At 66.4% G+C, this 15510-nt stretch carries 14 protein-coding genes; 12 read left to right on the top strand and 2 right to left on the bottom strand.

The annotated features are described in order from the left end of the window. Window positions 1–3 precede the first annotated feature (3 nt). From Q331_RS20580 to Q331_RS20590, 8 genes are all read left to right on the top strand, one after another. Complete coding sequence (locus Q331_RS20580) at window positions 4–1389, top strand: mechanosensitive ion channel family protein (RefSeq protein WP_084174895.1); 1386 nt, start codon at window positions 4–6, stop codon at window positions 1387–1389. Window positions 1390–1912: 523 nt separating this feature from the next. Continuing rightward, window positions 1913–2041, top strand: coding sequence for a hypothetical protein (locus Q331_RS24290; protein ID WP_281173894.1), 129 nt, complete (start codon window positions 1913–1915; stop codon window positions 2039–2041). A 155-nt stretch (window positions 2042–2196) separates the two neighbouring features. After that, window positions 2197–2646, top strand: coding sequence for a rhodanese-like domain-containing protein (locus Q331_RS20585; protein WP_051630817.1), 450 nt, complete (start codon window positions 2197–2199; stop codon window positions 2644–2646). Then, window positions 2643–4259 (top strand): carboxyl transferase domain-containing protein, encoded by a 1617-nt coding sequence (locus Q331_RS0108010; protein ID WP_034491459.1) that lies wholly within the window; start codon window positions 2643–2645, stop codon window positions 4257–4259. Before Q331_RS20585 ends, Q331_RS0108010 begins: the two co-directional genes overlap by 4 nt. A gap of 136 nt (window positions 4260–4395) precedes the next feature. Next, window positions 4396–5832 carry a dihydrolipoyl dehydrogenase gene (lpdA, locus tag Q331_RS0108015; protein WP_026380254.1) on the top strand — a complete coding sequence of 479 codons (1437 nt, stop codon included), beginning with the start codon at window positions 4396–4398 and terminating at the stop codon, window positions 5830–5832. A gap of 44 nt (window positions 5833–5876) precedes the next feature. Then, the gene (locus Q331_RS0108020) at window positions 5877–6131 is read left to right on the top strand and encodes a GlsB/YeaQ/YmgE family stress response membrane protein (protein WP_026380255.1); all 255 of its coding nucleotides are present in this window, start codon (window positions 5877–5879) and stop codon (window positions 6129–6131) included. Between the two features lie 9 nt (window positions 6132–6140). Then, window positions 6141–7118 carry a lipoyl synthase gene (lipA, locus tag Q331_RS0108025; protein ID WP_026380256.1) on the top strand — a complete coding sequence of 326 codons (978 nt, stop codon included), beginning with the start codon at window positions 6141–6143 and terminating at the stop codon, window positions 7116–7118. A gap of 12 nt (window positions 7119–7130) precedes the next feature. Then, window positions 7131–7646, top strand: a complete 516-nt coding sequence (locus tag Q331_RS20590) for a type II toxin-antitoxin system RatA family toxin (RefSeq protein ID WP_051630818.1) — start codon at window positions 7131–7133, stop codon at window positions 7644–7646. Window positions 7647–7679: 33 nt separating this feature from the next. Here Q331_RS20590 and Q331_RS0108035 read toward each other — a convergent pair whose 3' ends face one another. Together Q331_RS0108035 and Q331_RS0108040 are read right to left on the bottom strand one after the other, a co-directional pair. Then, window positions 7680–8210: a CinA family protein gene (locus tag Q331_RS0108035; RefSeq protein WP_051630820.1), complete on the bottom strand. Its 531-nt coding sequence runs from the start codon at window positions 8208–8210 to the stop codon at window positions 7680–7682. Continuing rightward, window positions 8207–9382 (bottom strand): bifunctional 2-C-methyl-D-erythritol 4-phosphate cytidylyltransferase/2-C-methyl-D-erythritol 2,4-cyclodiphosphate synthase, encoded by a 1176-nt coding sequence (locus Q331_RS0108040; RefSeq protein WP_026380258.1) that lies wholly within the window; start codon window positions 9380–9382, stop codon window positions 8207–8209. The genes Q331_RS0108035 and Q331_RS0108040 overlap by 4 nt, the downstream gene beginning before the upstream one ends. Window positions 9383–9506: 124 nt before the next feature. Here Q331_RS0108040 and dusB point away from each other — a divergent pair, with 124 nt between their 5' ends. The 4 genes from dusB (at window position 9507) to Q331_RS20605 (ending at window position 15508) form a co-directional block, all read left to right on the top strand. Beyond that, complete coding sequence (dusB, locus tag Q331_RS20595) at window positions 9507–10538, top strand: tRNA dihydrouridine synthase DusB (protein ID WP_281173895.1); 1032 nt, start codon at window positions 9507–9509, stop codon at window positions 10536–10538. After that, entirely contained in the window at window positions 10538–11683 is a 1146-nt protein-coding gene (locus Q331_RS20600; RefSeq protein ID WP_034491462.1) for a two-component system sensor histidine kinase NtrB, read from the top strand. Before dusB ends, Q331_RS20600 begins: the two co-directional genes overlap by 1 nt. Beyond that, window positions 11680–13116, top strand: a complete 1437-nt coding sequence (ntrC, locus tag Q331_RS0108055; protein ID WP_026380259.1) for a nitrogen regulation protein NR(I) — start codon at window positions 11680–11682, stop codon at window positions 13114–13116. The genes Q331_RS20600 and ntrC overlap by 4 nt, the downstream gene beginning before the upstream one ends. 181 nt (window positions 13117–13297) lie before the next feature. Further along, complete coding sequence (locus tag Q331_RS20605; protein WP_084174899.1) at window positions 13298–15508, top strand: sensor histidine kinase NtrY-like; 2211 nt, start codon at window positions 13298–13300, stop codon at window positions 15506–15508. Window positions 15509–15510 lie beyond the last annotated feature (2 nt).

Consider the following 15510-nt stretch of genomic DNA (forward strand, 5'->3'; position numbering starts at 1 on the left):
TGCGTGCCGGAAGAAAGGGTCCAGGGCGTGGACTGGCTGACGGAAAGCGGGCTGACGAGCCTCCTCGGCGAGGCCGAAAGCGCCATCACGGATGGGCTGGAGCTCTTCTCCCGTCCCTGGCCGGCGATCCAGCTCATCCTCATCCTGGCGCTTTTCGCCGTCAGCATGTTCGCCGGCCACATGATCGAGAAGCGGCTGGAGCCGAGGGTGCGCGCCATCCGCGGCCAGCCGCGGCTGTTGCGCTTTGTGGCGCTTCTCCTGCGCCGCACGCGCTGGATCGTCTTCGCCGTGGCGCTGCTGGCGGTGTTGACCGTCATGCGCACGCTGACCTGGCCAAGCCGCAGCTATCTCATCGCCGTCGCCGCCTCGCTGGTCGGCGCCTGGGTGATCATCTCCATCGTCGCCCGCCTCATCCGCAACCGTATCCTCGCCCGCGGCGTGGCGATCATCGCCTGGATCTATGTCGCGCTCAGGATCACCGGCCTTCTCGACGAGGCGACGCTGCTTCTCGACACGGCCGCCATACAGCTCGGCAGCTTTCGGCTGTCGCTGCTCTTTCTCATCCAGGCGGGGCTGCTGCTTGGCGGCCTCCTATGGCTCGCCATCGTCTTCGGCAATTTCGTGGAGCAGCGCCTGGAGAAGGCGAGCGATCTCACGCCTACCTTGCGCGTGCTTCTCGGCAAGGTGGCGAAATTCGCCCTCATCGTCGCGGCCGGGGCGACCGCGCTGACGGCACTCGGCATCGACCTGACGGCGCTCACCGTCTTTTCCGGCGCGCTCGGCGTGGGCATCGGCTTCGGTCTGCAGAAGGTGGTCTCCAACTTCATCTCCGGCATGATCATCCTGCTCGACAAGTCGATCAAACCGGGCGACACGATCTCGCTCGGCGATACTTTCGGCTGGATACGCGAGCTGCGCGCGCGCTTCGTCTCTGTGGTGACCCGCGACGGCAAGGAGTTCCTCATTCCGAACGAGGATTTCATCACCCAGCAGGTGGTGAACTGGTCGTTCACCGATACGCTCATCCGCCTCGACGTGCATTTCGGCGTCGCCTATTCCTCCGATCCCCACGAGGTGAGCCGCCTCGCCATCGAGGCGGCGAAGGAGGTGGAGCGTGTCCAGCCGGCGCCGCCACCGGTCTGCTGGCTCACCGGCTTCGGCGATTCCTCACTCAACTTCATCCTGCGCTTCTGGATCCGCGACCCGCAGAACGGCCTCACCAATGTGCGCGGCCAGGTGCTTCTGGCCTGTTGGGACGCCTTCAAGGACGCGGGCGTTTCGATCCCGTTCCCGCACCGCGAGGTCATTTTCCAGGGACCGCTTGAGGTGCGGGGCAAGGGGAGGGAGAGGAGCGCCCCGCAAGACCGGACAAACCCGCCCAAGCGCTAGGCGATCGGCCCCAGCCGAGCGGTAGATGAGAGGGCCCGCCGCGCGGGCCGTTGAGGCATGTTCCGGCGCCATATCAGCCATGTCTTAAGGCATGTGCTCACGGGCCTGATAGCGCTTGCCTTTCTCGCGCCGCATCGCCACATTCCGGCCGCCTGAAAGCCGCAAGGCTTAAGGCAGTCCTAACGGCGGGCGTATGTCGCCGAAGGGGTCGTCCATGGCTTGGTCTGTGCCATGGCGCGAGCTTCCGCGGACGGATCTTTGCTTTTCCCCAGCCTTCTTGGCGCAAATCGCGCCGGTCAATCGAGGCGCTCCAGCGCTCGCGAAGGCGTCGGAAAAGGCGGGACACGACGCGGCTTGAACCTTCCAGGTTAAGGGAAGGTGAAGCTCCGGGGCCACATCACGGCGGAAATGCGGCGTAATCGCGCATCTTCGACTTGAAGCGGCTCGTAACAGATTGTAATTTTTCGGTTGTTCAGGGGCACCTGAGGAGGGCCCTGGGGCAACCGGGGAAAAGGGGATTTCCATGCCCGACTTGAACGAGCCGTCCTGCTGGCGGGCGGCGGCGCTCACCTTTGCGGTCTGTGCTGGACTGCTGTTGGTGATCTCTCTGATCGTCAGCGATGGTGCGACGGCGGTCGTCGCCGTTAGCTAACTCGTCCCAAAGGCACGTGGCGAAGGCGCGGGTCCCGCAAGGCCCGCGCCTTCGTTTTTCGCCTCCCGCGCAGGTCGTCGCGCGGCAAGCCCCTGCGCCCGCTTTTCTTTCACATTCGCGAAAGGCTATGGTCCGGCGCGAAAACGGGAGGAAACATGGCGCAGCACATCGTCAAGGGATATCGACGGCTCCTTGAGGAGGCCGAGGCCAAGATCACCACGCTGTCGGCCGAAGATGCGATGGCGCGGCACAAAGACGGCAGCGCCGTCCTCGTCGACCTGCGCGATATCCGCGAATTGCGGCGCGAAGGCCGCATACCCGGCGCCGAGCATTGTCCCCGCGGCATGCTGGAGTTCTGGATCGATCCGGAAAGCCCCTATCACAAGCCGGTTTTCGCGAAGGACAAGACCTTCATCTTCTTCTGCGCCGCCGGCTGGCGCTCGGCGCTGGCAGCCAGAACGGCGCAGGAGATGGGACTTTCGCCCGTCGCGCATATCGGCGGCGGCTTTGCCGCCTGGAAGACGGCCGGCGGCGAGGTGGAAACGCCGGAGCCCGGGAATGACAGGGCGCGCGCCACGCCAGCGCCCGGAGACGCCACCGCATGAGCCTCATCAGGGCCGGCCGGCCTGTCGCCGATCCCGAGGCCAACGCTGCCGCCTGGGCCGAGCTGGTGGCGGCCTATCGGCGGCGCCGGCTCGAGGCGGCGCTGGGCGGGCCGGAACGCGCGCGCGAGCGCCATCTTTCCCGCGGCAAGCTGTTGCCGCGCGAGCGCGTGGCGCGGCTGCTCGACCCCGGCGCGCCGTTCCTGGAGCTATCGCCGCTCGCCGCCAACGGCATGTACGAGGACGCCATCCACGGCGCCGGCCTCATCACCGGCATCGGGCGCGTCTGCGGCCGCCTCGTCGTCATCGTCGCCAACGACGCGACCATCAAGGGCGGCACCTACTACCCGATGACGGTGAAGAAGCATCTGCGCGCCCAGGAGATCGCGCTGCAGAACCGGCTCCCCTGCCTCTATCTGGTCGATTCGGGCGGCGCCAACCTGCCGCACCAGACCGAGGTCTTTCCCGACCGGGAACATTTCGGGCGCATCTTCTACAATCAGGCGAACATGTCGGCGCAAGGCATTGCGCAGATTGCCGTCGTCATGGGCTCCTGCACGGCGGGCGGGGCCTATGTGCCGGCCATGTCCGACGAGACGGTGATCGTGCGCGGCGCGGGCGCGGAAAGCCAGGGCACCATCTTTCTCGGTGGGCCGCCGCTGGTGAAGGCGGCGACCGGCGAGGTGGTCTCGGCGAGCGATCTCGGCGGGGCGGAAGTGCATGCCAAGAAATCGGGCGTTGCCGACCATATGGCGGTCGATGATGCGCATGCGCTCGCCATTGCGCGCGAGATCGTCGCCCATCTCGGTGCGGCGCCGCGGCCCAATATCGACATCAAGCCGGCCTCAGAGCCCTTCTATCCGGCCGAGGAGCTGGAGCGCTTCGTGCCCGTCGACCTGAAGCAGCAATACGATGTGCGCACGGTGATCGCGCATCTCGTCGACGGCTCCAGATTCCAGGAGTTCAAGCCGCTCTACGGCACCAGCCTGGTGACGGGCTTTGCGCGTCTTGCCGGCGTGCCCATCGGCATTCTCGCCAATAACGGCATCCTCTTCTCCGAATCGGCGCTGAAGGGGGCGCATTTCATCGAGCTCTGCGCGCAGCGGAAAATCCCGCTCCTCTTCCTGCAGAACATTACCGGCTTCATGGTCGGCTCGGCCTACGAGGCGGGCGGCATCGCCAAGGACGGGGCGAAGCTGGTGACGGCCGTGGCGACGGCGGCGGTGCCGAAGATCACCGTCATCATCGGCGGCTCCTACGGCGCCGGCAATTACGGCATGTGCGGGCGCGCCTATTCCCCGCGCTTCCTTTTCGCCTGGCCGAATGCGCGCATCTCGGTGATGGGCGGCGAGCAGGCGGCCTCGGTGCTGGCGACCGTCAGGCGCGACAATCTGGAGGCGGAGGGCAAGGCCTGGAGCGCGGAAGAGGAGGAGGCCTTCAAGGCCCCGATCCGCGAGAAATACGAAGTGGAAGGCAATCCCTACTACGCCACGGCGCGGCTGTGGGACGACGGCATCATCCTTCCTTCCGAAACCCGGCAGGCCCTGGCGCTCGCCTTCCATGCCTGCCTTCAGGCGCCGGTCGAAGAGACGCGCTTCGGCGTCTTCCGCATGTAGCCGCCGGCAAGGATCGCCCCCGCGCATGGCAGCTTCCGCGGCCTGGCGCTTGATCGGGCGGTCGGGGAAGCTAGGGTGCGCGCTCAACGCGCACCCCCGGAGCGGGCGTCGCGACTCAAAACAAGCGCGAGGCATAATGGCGACCACCAATGCGAGCGAGAACGCCTATGACGTCATCGTCATCGGCGCGGGACCCGGCGGCTATGTGACGGCAATCCGCGCCGCGCAGCTCGGCTTCAAGACGGCGGTCGTGGAAGCGCGCCATCTCGGCGGCATCTGCCTCAACTGGGGCTGCATCCCGACCAAGGCGCTCCTGCGCTCCGCGGAAGTCTATCACCTGATGCAGCACGCCAAGGATTACGGGCTTTCGGCCGACAATGTCGGCTTCGACATCGGCGCCGTGGTCAAGCGCTCGCGCGGCGTCGCCGGCCAGCTCAGCCAGGGCGTCGGCTTTCTTCTCAAGAAGAACAAGGTCGACGTCATCTGGGGCTGGGCGAAGCTTTCCGGCAAGGGCGAGGTCACCGTCTCGCCGAGCGATGCGCCGACGCCGAAAGGCGCCAAGGGCAAGGGCACCTATGCGGCCAAGCACATCGTCGTCACGACCGGGACGAAGCCACGCGTCCTGCCGGGCGTGGAGCCGGACAAGAAGCTCGTCTGGACCTATTTCGAAGCGATGGTGCCGGAAAGGCTGCCGAAATCGCTGCTCGTCATCGGCTCGGGCGCCATCGGCATCGAGTTCGCCTCCTTCTACCGCTCGCTCGGCTCGGAGGTGACGGTGGTAGAGGTGCTGCCGCAGATCCTGCCCGTTGAGGACGCGGAGATCGCCGCGCTGGCCCGAAAACGCTTCGAGAAGCAGGGCATCACCATCCATACGGAGGCCAAGGTCACCAAGGTGGAGAAGGGCGAGGACGAGGTGACCGCCACCATCGAGACCAAGGACGGCAAGGGCCACAAGAAGAGCTTTGAGCGCGTCATCTCCGCCGTCGGCGTCGTCGGCAACGTGGAAGGTCTCGGCCTGGAGGAGATGGGGGTGAGGACGGAGCGCGGCCTCATCGTCACGGACGGCTACGGGCGTACCAACGTGGAGGGCATTTACGCCATCGGCGACGTTTCCGGGCCGCCGATGCTGGCTCATAAGGCCGAGCACGAGGGTGTCGTCTGCGTGGAGGCGATCAAGGGGCTGGCGCCGCATCCGATCGACAAGCTGAAAATCCCGGGCTGCACCTACTGCCAGCCGCAGGTGGCCTCGGTCGGCTTGACGGAGGCGAAGGCGAAGGAAGCGGGCCGGGAGATCCGCGTCGGCCGCTTTCCCTTCATCGGCAATGGCAAGGCGATCGCGCTCGGCGAGCCGGACGGTCTCGTCAAGACGGTTTTCGACGCCAAGACCGGCGAGCTCCTCGGCGCGCATATGATCGGCGCGGAAGTGACGGAGCTCATCCAGGGCTTCGTCATCGCCATGAACCTGGAGACCACCGAGGAAGAGCTGATGCACACCATCTTCCCGCATCCGACCCTGTCAGAGACGATGCACGAAAGCGTGCTTGACGCCTATGGGAAGGTTATACACGTATGAGGGCGGTCGGCACTGGGTGCTGAGCAAGCCAGAAGGAGAGCGGGATGGCAGGCTTTGGTTGGATCATGACGATCATTATCGGCGGTCTTGCCGGTTGGATCGCCGAGAAGGTGATGAGCGCCGATCATGGCCTGATTACCAACATCATCCTTGGCATTCTTGGTGCGGTTCTGCTCAATGCGATTCTCGTCGGCCTCTTCGGCTCCACCCTCGGAGGCTTCATCGGTCAGCTCATCGTAGCGGCGATCGGTGCGAGCCTGCTCATTTTCCTCTGGCGCGCCATTCGCGAGCGCAGGTAGTTCCGACCCTTGGTTACTCTCATCGATACGTTTGAGGCGTCCGGCACCGCGCCGGACGCAGCCGCCCGGCCGCGGCATCCCGAAAAGGCGAAGCGGCCCGACCAGCCCATCCAGCGCAAGCCCGCCTGGATCCGGGTCAAGGCCCCGGTCTCGCGCGGCTACCGCGAGACCGCCGACATCGTGCGCGCCGGCAAGCTCGTCACCGTCTGCGAGGAGGCGGGCTGTCCCAATATCGGCGAATGCTGGGAGAAAAAGCACGCCTCCTTCATGATCCTCGGCGACACCTGCACGCGGGCCTGCGCCTTCTGCAACGTCAGGACGGGGATGCCGGGGCCGGTGGATGCGCACGAGCCGGAGAACCTGGCGAGCGCCGTCGCCCAGATGGGGCTCACCCATGTCGTCGTCACCTCCGTCGACCGCGACGATTTGGAAGATGGCGGCGCGGCCCATTTCGCCGCTGTGATAAGGGCTCTTCGCCGCACGACGCCGGAAACGACGGTGGAAGTGCTGACGCCCGATTTTCTGCGCAAGAAGGGAGCGCTGGAGACGGTGGTGGAGGCCGAGCCCGACGTTTTCAACCACAATCTGGAGACGGTGCCCTCGCTCTATCGCACCGTTCGGCCAGGCGCGCGCTACTTCCACTCCATCCGGCTGTTGCAGCGCGTCAAGGAGCTGAATCCGCAGATGTTCACCAAGTCCGGCATCATGGTCGGGCTTGGCGAGGAACGGAACGAGGTCTTGCAGCTGATGGACGATCTGAGGACCGCCGAGGTCGATTTTCTCACCATCGGGCAGTATCTGCAGCCCTCGCGCAAGCACCATCCGGTGAAGGATTTCGTGACGCCGCAAGCCTTCAAAAACTACGAGGCGATCGCCTACGCCAAGGGTTTCCTGCTCGTCTCGGCAAGCCCGTTGACGCGCTCCTCGCATCACGCCGGCGAGGATTTCGCGCGGCTGCGCGAGGCACGGGCTGCCCGATCAACGTAAGCCCGATCCACCATGCATCGCCACGACACGTCCCGCATCGTTGAGCATTCGGCGCACGAGATGTTCGATCTCGTCGCCGACGTGGAGAAGTACCCCGAATTCGTGCCCTTCTGCGAGCGGCTGGTGGTACGCGGGCGCAAGCATCTGGAAGGGCACACCATCATGGTCGCGGATATGACGGTGGGCTACAAGATGCTGCGCGAGACCTTCACCTCCAAGGTGACGCTCGACCGGCAGGCTCTGACCATCCGCGCCGACTATCTCGACGGTCCGTTTCGCACCATGGAGAATGTGTGGCGCTTTGAGCCGCTCGGCGAGCACCGGTCGAAGATCCATTTCTGCATCGAGTACGAGTTTAAGAGCCGCACCCTTGCAGCGCTTATGGGCGCCATGTTCGACCGGGTGTTCCGCACCTTCGCGCATTCCTTCGAGAAGCGGGCGGACACGCTCTATGGCACCGGGGAGGCGGCCCCTTCGCAGGCCACAAAGGCCTACCAGCCCGCGGAGGCGGGGGACAAAGCGGGCTGAGGCGATTGTTGCGCCTTGCCGCAGGCGCGGGCCTTATCCCGTCCTTGCCAGTTCCATCAAGAGCTTCAATGCCTCCGCCACGCTGGCGGTGCGAATGCCAGACCGGCCGAGCTCGGGGTTGAAGCGACGCTCGGTGCTTATCGGCTCGGCGCCGCGACGCGCTGCCGCGAACCAAACGAGGCCGACCGGCTTTTGCGCCGTGCCGCCGCCCGGCCCGGCAACGCCGGTGACGGCGACGGCAAGCTCGGCCGGCGCACGGGCGAGCGTGCCCGCCACCATGGCCCGCGCCACTTCCTCGCTGACGGCGCCGTGGCGGGCGAGGACATCCTGCGGCACGCTAAGAAGCTCGGCCTTGGCCTCGTTGGAATAGGTGACGAAGCCGCGCTCGAAGACGGCCGAGGAACCGGCGATATCGGTCAGCGCGGCGGCGACCCCGCCGCCGGTGCAGGATTCGGCCGTGGCGATGCGCAAACCCTTTGCCTGGCACAGGTCGAGAAGGGCGGCGGATAGAGCTGCAATGTCGCCATCGAGACTGTCATCGAGGCTGCCACCTGCGGCGCTCATGCGTCGCCCGCTGGCAGGGAGACGCTGGCGCTTGCCAGGCTGGCAATGCCTTCGCCGCGTCCGGTGAAGCCGAGTTTCTCACTGGTCGTCGCCTTGACGTTCACCCGCTGCGGCGAAATGCCGAGAATCTCCGCAAGGCGCTCGGCCATGGCCTTGCGATGCGGGCCGATCTTCGGCGCCTCGCAGATGAGGGTGACGTCGGCATTGACGATGTGTCCGCCCCGCGCGGCGATGCGCTCGGCGGCACCGCGCAGAAATATCTCCGAGGCGGCTCCCTTCCATTGCGGATCGCTCGGCGGGAAGTGCTGGCCGATATCGCCTTCGCCGATGGCGCCATAGAGAGCGTCGGTCAGCGCATGCATGCCGACATCGGCATCCGAATGGCCAAGAAGGGCGCGCTCGTAAGGGATGCGCAACCCGCACAAGATGACATGGTCGCCCGGGCAGAAGGCATGCACGTCGTAGCCCTGGCCGGTGCGGGTCTCGCGCGCCCCTTCCAAAAGGCGGGCGGCGCGGTCGAAATCGGCGGAGGTGGTCAGCTTGATGTTCCTTTCATCGCCTTCAACGGCGCGCACGGCAAGGCCGGCCGCCTCGGCGACCGCGGCATCGTCGGTCAAGTCGCCGCGGCTGGCGAGGCTGCGATGAGCGGCCAGGATGGGGGCGAGAGGGAAAGCCTGCGGCGTCTGCACCGCGCGGCAGCGCGCCCTGTCGACGGTGGCGACGACGCGCTCGCCCGCCACCTCTTTCAGCGTGTCGGAGACGGCGATCGTCGGCACGGCGCCCGTCTCCCCATCGAGCGCGGCGATAATCCGGGCGATCAGTTCGGGCGTGACGAAACAGCGCGCCGCGTCGTGGATGAGAACGAAATCCGGTGCCTCGCCCTCTAAGGCCTCCAGGCCGAGGCGGACGGAGGCCTGGCGGCTGTCGCCGCCGGCAATCGGCGCGCCGAGGCCCGACAAGCCTGCGGAGGCCGCCTCGTAGAGATCGCGGAAAGCGGGCTGAATGACGCAGCGGATGGAAGAGATCTGAGGGGCGGCGGCGAAGGCCAGCAAGGTGCGGCGCAGCACCGGCATGCCGCCGAGACATGCGTATTGCTTGGGCAGCGACAGGCCGGAGCGCTGGCCGACCCCCGCCGCCACGATCAAAGCCGCATAGCTCGCCTTCTTCGTCATCTTCCCACTATCGCCCAAACCGGTACCCCGCTCGCCGATCCCGGCTTAGCCGCTTGTCGCACTTGCCGATGCCGTCAATCTGACTAGATAATCGGCACGCCAGTTTTTGCCGGATTTTTGATCATTGAACGATCCTGAACCAGCCATCGATAGCTTGAAGGTCGCCGGGCTGTCGATTCCAAATCGTGCCGTTCTGGCACCCATGTCGGGCGTCTCCGATCTGCCCTTCCGGCGCCTGGCGGCGCGCTTCGGCGCCGGGCTGGTGGTGTCGGAGATGGTGGCCTGCGACGCTGTGCAGCGGCGTTCCGAAGAGGCGCGGCTCAGGGCGGAAGGCGAGGGGCTGCCGCTCCATGTCGTGCAGCTCGCCGCCCGCGACGAGGAGGCGATGGCCGAGGGCGTGCGCGTCGCCGAGGCGGCCGGCGCCGATATCGTCGACATCAATATGGGCTGCCCCGCCAAGCGGGTGACGGGCGGCTATGCCGGCTCGCATCTGATGCGCGACCTCGATTTGGCCGAACGGCTGATCGATGCCGCCCTCGCCAGCGCCAGCGTGCCGGTGACGCTGAAGATGCGGCTCGGCTGGGACGAGCGCTCGCGCAACGCTGCCGAGCTGGCGCGCCGCGCCGAGGCCGCCGGCATCGCCATGGTCAGCGTGCACGGGCGCACGCGCTGCCAGTTCTACAAGGGCAGGGCGGATTGGCGCGCCATCCGCGAGGTGGCGGAGGCGGTTCGCATCCCGGTCATCGCCAACGGCGATCTTGCGCATGCGGAGGACGCGCCGGCGATGCGCGCGGCGGCCGGCGCGGCGGGGGTGATGATCGGGCGCGGCGCCTATGGAAGGCCGTGGCTGGTGGGGCAGGCGGGGGCGGTGCTTGCCGGCCGGACGCCTCAACAAGCGCCCACCGGCGCGGCGCTCGCCGATCTCGTTGTGGAGCATTACGAGGCGATGCTCGCCCATTACGGCGAGGTGCCGGGCTTGCGCATCGCGCGCAAGCATCTTGGCTGGTATCTCGACACGCTTGCGCAAAGCCCCGGCCTTGCGGCGGCGCGCCAGCGTATCCTGCGCGAGGCGGCGCCGCGCCGGGTCATGGCGGAGGTGGCTGCCGCTTTTGCAGGCAGCGAGCCCGCTCTTCTGCCACCCAGAAAGGCTGCCTGATGGCTTTGGCACTTGCCGGCAAGAACGGCCGCGAAGAAGGCGTGCCGGCGCTTGCCGTCCTCAACGCTTTGCCGCATCCCATCCTCGTCGTGGGCGGCGGCAACGCCATCCTGTCCGCCAACCAGGCGGCGGAAATCTTCTTCGGGGCGAGCGCGGCGGTGATGCAGCGCGACGGGCTTGAACGGCTGGTGCCCTTCGGCAGCCCGCTCTTTCCGCTCCTGGAGCAGGTGCGCGAACGCGGCGCCGCCATCACCGAATACCGCGTCGACATGAGCTCGCCGCGTATCGGCTCCGACAAGCTCGTCGATATCTACGCCTCGCCCGTCACTGTCAGCGACGGCTATGTCTCGGTGATGCTGCTGCCGCGCTCCGTCACGGAGAAGATCGACCGGCAGCTCACCCATCGCGGCGCTGCGCGCACGGTGATGGGGCTCGCCGCCATGCTGGCGCACGAGATCAAGAACCCGTTATCGGGCATTCGCGGGGCCGCGCAGCTCCTGGAGAGCACCGCGGCGGAGGAGGATAGGGGCCTGACCCGCCTCATCTGCGAGGAGACCGACCGGATCGCCAGCCTCGTCGATCGCATGGAGACTTTTGGCGATGCCCGCCCGGTGGAGCGCCATCCGGTGAACATCCATCAGGTGCTGGAGCGGGTGAAGACGCTCGCAAGCTCCGGCTTCGCCCGCAAGAGCCGCATCCACGAGGAGTACGATCCCTCGCTACCGCCGGTGTTGGCAAACCGCGACCAGCTTTTGCAGGTCTTCATCAATCTTGTGAAGAACGCGGCGGAAGCTCTTGAAGGGCAATCCGATGGCGAAATCATCTTTCGCACGGCCTACCGCCCCGGCATTCGCCTTTCGGTGCCCGGCACGCGCTCGCGGGTGAGCCTGCCGCTGGAATTCACCGTCATCGACAACGGTCCCGGCGTGCCGGACGATCTGTTGCCGCATCTCTTCGACCCCTTCGTCACCTCCAAGGCAAATGGCACGGGACTTGGATTGGCTCTGGTAGCGAAGATCATCGGCGACCACGGAGGGATCATCGAGTGCGAATCACAGCCACGCCGCACCATGTTCCGCATTCTCATGCCGACCCTGGAACAGGCGTCGGACGAGCTGGACCCGAAGGAGGCTGGAAGCTCGTGACACAGGGCACGATCCTCGTCGCCGACGACGACGCGGCGATCCGTACCGTCCTCAACCAGGCTCTGTCGCGCGCCGGCTATACGGTGCGCCTGACCTCCAACGCGGCGACGCTGTGGCGCTGGGTGGCGGAAGGCGAGGGGGATCTCGTCGTCACCGATATCGTCATGCCCGACGAGAACGCCTTTGAGCTTTTGCCGCGCATCAAGCGGGTGCGGCCGGACCTGCCGGTCATCGTCATGAGCGCGCAGAACACCTTCATGACGGCGATCAAGGCCTCCGAGCGCGGCGCCTACGATTATCTGCCCAAGCCCTTCGATCTGAAGGAGTTGATCGCCACGATCGGGCGCGCGCTGTCGGAGCCGCATGGGCGCGTCTCCGCCGGCCAGGAGCAGGAGGAGGCGATCCCGCTCGTCGGCCGCTCGGCCGCCATGCAGGACATCTACCGGGTTCTCGCGCGGCTGATGCAGACCGACCTGACGGTGACCATTTTCGGCGAATCGGGCACCGGCAAGGAGCTCGTCGCCCGGGCGTTGCACGATTACGGCAAGCGCCGCAAAGGCCCGTTCGTGGCCGTGAACATGGCCGCCATTCCGCGCGAACTCATCGAATCGGAGCTTTTCGGCCATGAGCGCGGCGCCTTCACCGGCGCCCAGCACCGCTCCGCCGGCCGCTTCGAGCAGGCCGACGGCGGCACGCTCTTCCTGGACGAGATCGGCGACATGCCGATGGACGCGCAGACGCGGCTCCTGCGCGTGTTGCAGCAGGGCGAATACACGACGGTCGGCGGGCGCACGCCGATCCGTACCGATGTGCGCATCGTCGCGGCGACCAACAAGGATCTGAAAAACCTCATTCGCCAGGGGCTTTTCCGCGAGGATCTGTTCTTCCGCCTCAACGTCGTGCCGATCCGCCTGCCGCCGCTGCGCGAGCGCACGGACGATATTCCCGACCTCGTTCGGCATTTCCTGGCGGAGGCGGAACGCGAGGGCCTGCCGGCCAAGACCATCGAGAACGAGGCGCTTGAAGCGCTGAAGCGGCATCGCTGGCCCGGCAATGTGCGCGAATTGGAAAACCTCGTCCGGCGTCTGACGGCGCTCTATCCGCAAGAGACGATCGCCGCCGACCTGGTGCGCCAGGAGCTGGAGCCGACCGGCGAGATGGAGGAGACGACGCGCATCCCGGAAGAGGAGGGCCTTGCCGATTGCGTCGCCCGGCACATGGCCAACCTCTTCAACGAGTTCGGCGACGCCCTGCCGCCGCCCGGGCTTTATCACCGGGTTTTGCGAGAGATCGAGGTGCCCTTGATCGGCGCGGCGCTGGGCGCTACCAACGGCAATCAGATACGCGCGGCCGAGCTTCTTGGCGTCAACCGCAACACGTTGCGCAAGAAAATCCGCGATCTGCAAATTCTCGTCGTGCGGGGGCCACGATGAACACTTGTCGATTGACTGGTCGAACGCCGTTTTTGTGACATATTAGTCACGTCCACTCTGTTTAGCTCAGAGAAAGGCGATCTGACGATCGGCCCCAACACTTATGTCAGTCGCGACCTCATCCGACGTGCCGCCCGGGCGCATCCGTCCGGGCTTTAGTGAGCGCAACCGTGTTGCGCGCATGGTGGGCTTGCTCGCCGTGCTCTTGGCGCTGACCAGCGCCGTCGGATCTTTCCTTGTCCTGACCGGTCAGACCTCCATCGAGCCGACACCGGCGGTGGTGCGGGCGGCCGGTCTTCTCAACGGCGTCGTCGTCCTGTTTCTCCTGGCGACCGTCGTCTACGAGGCGGCCGGACTTTGGATCGCCCGCCAGCGCGGGCGCGCCGCCGCGCGCCTGCATGTGCGCATCGTGGCGCTTTTCTCCATCATCGCCGCCCTGCCGGCGATCCTGACGGCGGGCATCGCCTCCATCACGCTCAACAAGGGTCTCGACCGCTGGTTCGCCGAGCGCACCACCGCCATCATCGAGAATTCGCGCGAGGTGGCGGAGGCCTATGTGCAGGAGCACAGCCGCATCCTCGCCATCGACCTTCTGGCGATCGCCAGCGAGTTCAACCGCGTCAGCCCCGATCTTGAGCTGAACCGGCAGGCGATCGCCGCCTATCTCTCCAATCAGGCGCAGCTGCGCGGCCTATCGGCGATCTCGCTCATCCGACGCGACCGCACGCCCATCGTGGAAGGCACCACGGCCACCAATCTGAAGGTGCCGCCGCCGCCGGCCCAGGTCTTCGAGGATGCCGACAAGGGCCGACCGGCGCTGATCGCGCCTGGCACAACCAACCTTGTCGGCGGTGTGTTGAAACTCACAAGCCTCGACGACGTTTACCTCTACCTTGCGCGGCCACTCGACCCCAAGGTCACTCGTCAGGTTCGCCTGACCGCGGAGAGCGCCGCCGAATATGGGCAATTGCAGGAAAACCGCTTCGGCGTGCAGATCGCCTTCGCCATCCTGTTCGTGGGCATGGCGCTGGTGGTGCTGTTATCGGCCATCTGGATCGGCCTTGGTTTTGCCAACCGTCTCGTGCAGCCGATCCGGCAATTGATCGGCGCGGCCAGTGACGTTTCGGCGGGAAATCTCGATGTCAGCGTGCCAGTGGAGCAGGAGGCCGGCGATCTCGGCCTGCTCTCGGCCACCTTCAACCGCATGACCGGCCAGCTTCGCTCGCAGCGCAATGCCCTCCTTTCCGCCAACAGCCAGCTCGACGAACGCCGCCGCTTCACCGAGGCGGTGCTCTCCGGCGTCTCGGCGGGCGTCATCGGCCTCGATCCGGAGGGCGTGGTGACGCTGGCCAACCATCCCGCCATCGAATCGCTCGGGGAGGGCGATAGCGGCCTCGTCGGCCGCAAGATCACGGATGTCGTGCCCGATTTGTCGCGTGTCCTGGAGGAGGTGTCGAGCCGCGGCCGGGGCACGGCGCGCGACCAGATCACCGTCAGCCGCAATGGCGAGAAACGCACGCTCAACGTGCAGGCGACGATCGAGCAGTCGAGCGATTCAGAGAGCGACGGCTTCGTGCTGACGCTCGACGACATCACCGACCTGGTGGCCGCGCAGCGCCGTTCGGCCTGGGCGGACGTCGCCAGGCGCATCGCCCACGAGATCAAGAACCCGCTCACCCCGATCCAGCTCTCGGCCGAGCGCATCCGCCGCCGCTTCGGCCCGCAGGTGGAGGAGGAGAAGGACCGTCAGGTCTTCGACCAGTGCACCGAGACGATCATCCGCCAGGTCGGCGACATCCGCCGCATGGTGGACGAATTCTCCGCCTTCGCGCGCATGCCCAAGCCGGTGATGGAAAAGCGCGACCTGCGCGAGCTCATCCGCGAGGCGGTGTTCCTGCAGGAGGTCGGCAACCCCAATATCGGCTTCGCCCTCGACATGCCGGAGGAGCCGGTGGAGGCGCCGGTGGACCATCGGCTGGTCACCCAGGCGCTGACCAACATCGTCAAGAACGCCACGGAGGCCATCGAAAGCGCCATCGAGGCCGAAGGCGGGGCGCGCAAGGGCGGAGAGATTCGCGTGCGGGTGAAGGATGGCGGCGATTTCGCCGTCGTCGACGTCATCGACAACGGCAAGGGTTTGCCGCAGGAGGGCCGAGAGAAGCTGCTTGAGCCCTATATCACCACGCGCCAGAAGGGGACGGGCCTCGGGCTTGCCATTGTCCGCAAGGTGATGGAGGAGCATGGCGGCTCCATCGAACTTTACGACGCCAGCGCCGTTGGCGTCGACGAGCCGGGCGCCTGTGTCCGGCTGAACTTTCCCTACAGCAACCAAGCGGCTGCCGCGCCGGCTCAGGAAACGCCGGACGAGCGCGCCGTACAGGAGGCGAAGTGAAG

The sequence above is a fragment of the Afifella pfennigii DSM 17143 genome (assembly GCF_000688515.1).
Lineage (GTDB): Bacteria > Pseudomonadota > Alphaproteobacteria > Rhizobiales > Afifellaceae > Afifella > Afifella pfennigii.

Bases quoted from the DNA above. Each gene is read 5' to 3' on its own strand.
- Q331_RS20590 (WP_051630818.1), top strand. From the start codon at position 7,131: ATGCATCGCCACGACACGTCCCGCATCGTTGAGCATTCGGCGCACGAG.
- Q331_RS20585 (WP_051630817.1), top strand. From the start codon at position 2,197: ATGGCGCAGCACATCGTCAAGGGATATCGACGGCTCCTTGAGGAGGCC.
- Q331_RS0108010 (WP_034491459.1), top strand. From the start codon at position 2,643: ATGAGCCTCATCAGGGCCGGCCGGCCTGTCGCCGATCCCGAGGCCAAC.
- Q331_RS24290 (WP_281173894.1), top strand. From the start codon at position 1,913: ATGCCCGACTTGAACGAGCCGTCCTGCTGGCGGGCGGCGGCGCTCACC.
- Q331_RS20600 (WP_034491462.1), top strand. From the start codon at position 10,538: ATGGCTTTGGCACTTGCCGGCAAGAACGGCCGCGAAGAAGGCGTGCCG.
- Q331_RS20605 (WP_084174899.1), top strand. From the start codon at position 13,298: ATGGTGGGCTTGCTCGCCGTGCTCTTGGCGCTGACCAGCGCCGTCGGA.
- lpdA (WP_026380254.1), top strand. From the start codon at position 4,396: ATGGCGACCACCAATGCGAGCGAGAACGCCTATGACGTCATCGTCATC.
- Q331_RS0108035 (WP_051630820.1), bottom strand. From the start codon at position 8,210: ATGAGCGCCGCAGGTGGCAGCCTCGATGACAGTCTCGATGGCGACATT.
- Q331_RS0108040 (WP_026380258.1), bottom strand. From the start codon at position 9,382: ATGACGAAGAAGGCGAGCTATGCGGCTTTGATCGTGGCGGCGGGGGTC.
- Q331_RS0108020 (WP_026380255.1), top strand. From the start codon at position 5,877: ATGGCAGGCTTTGGTTGGATCATGACGATCATTATCGGCGGTCTTGCC.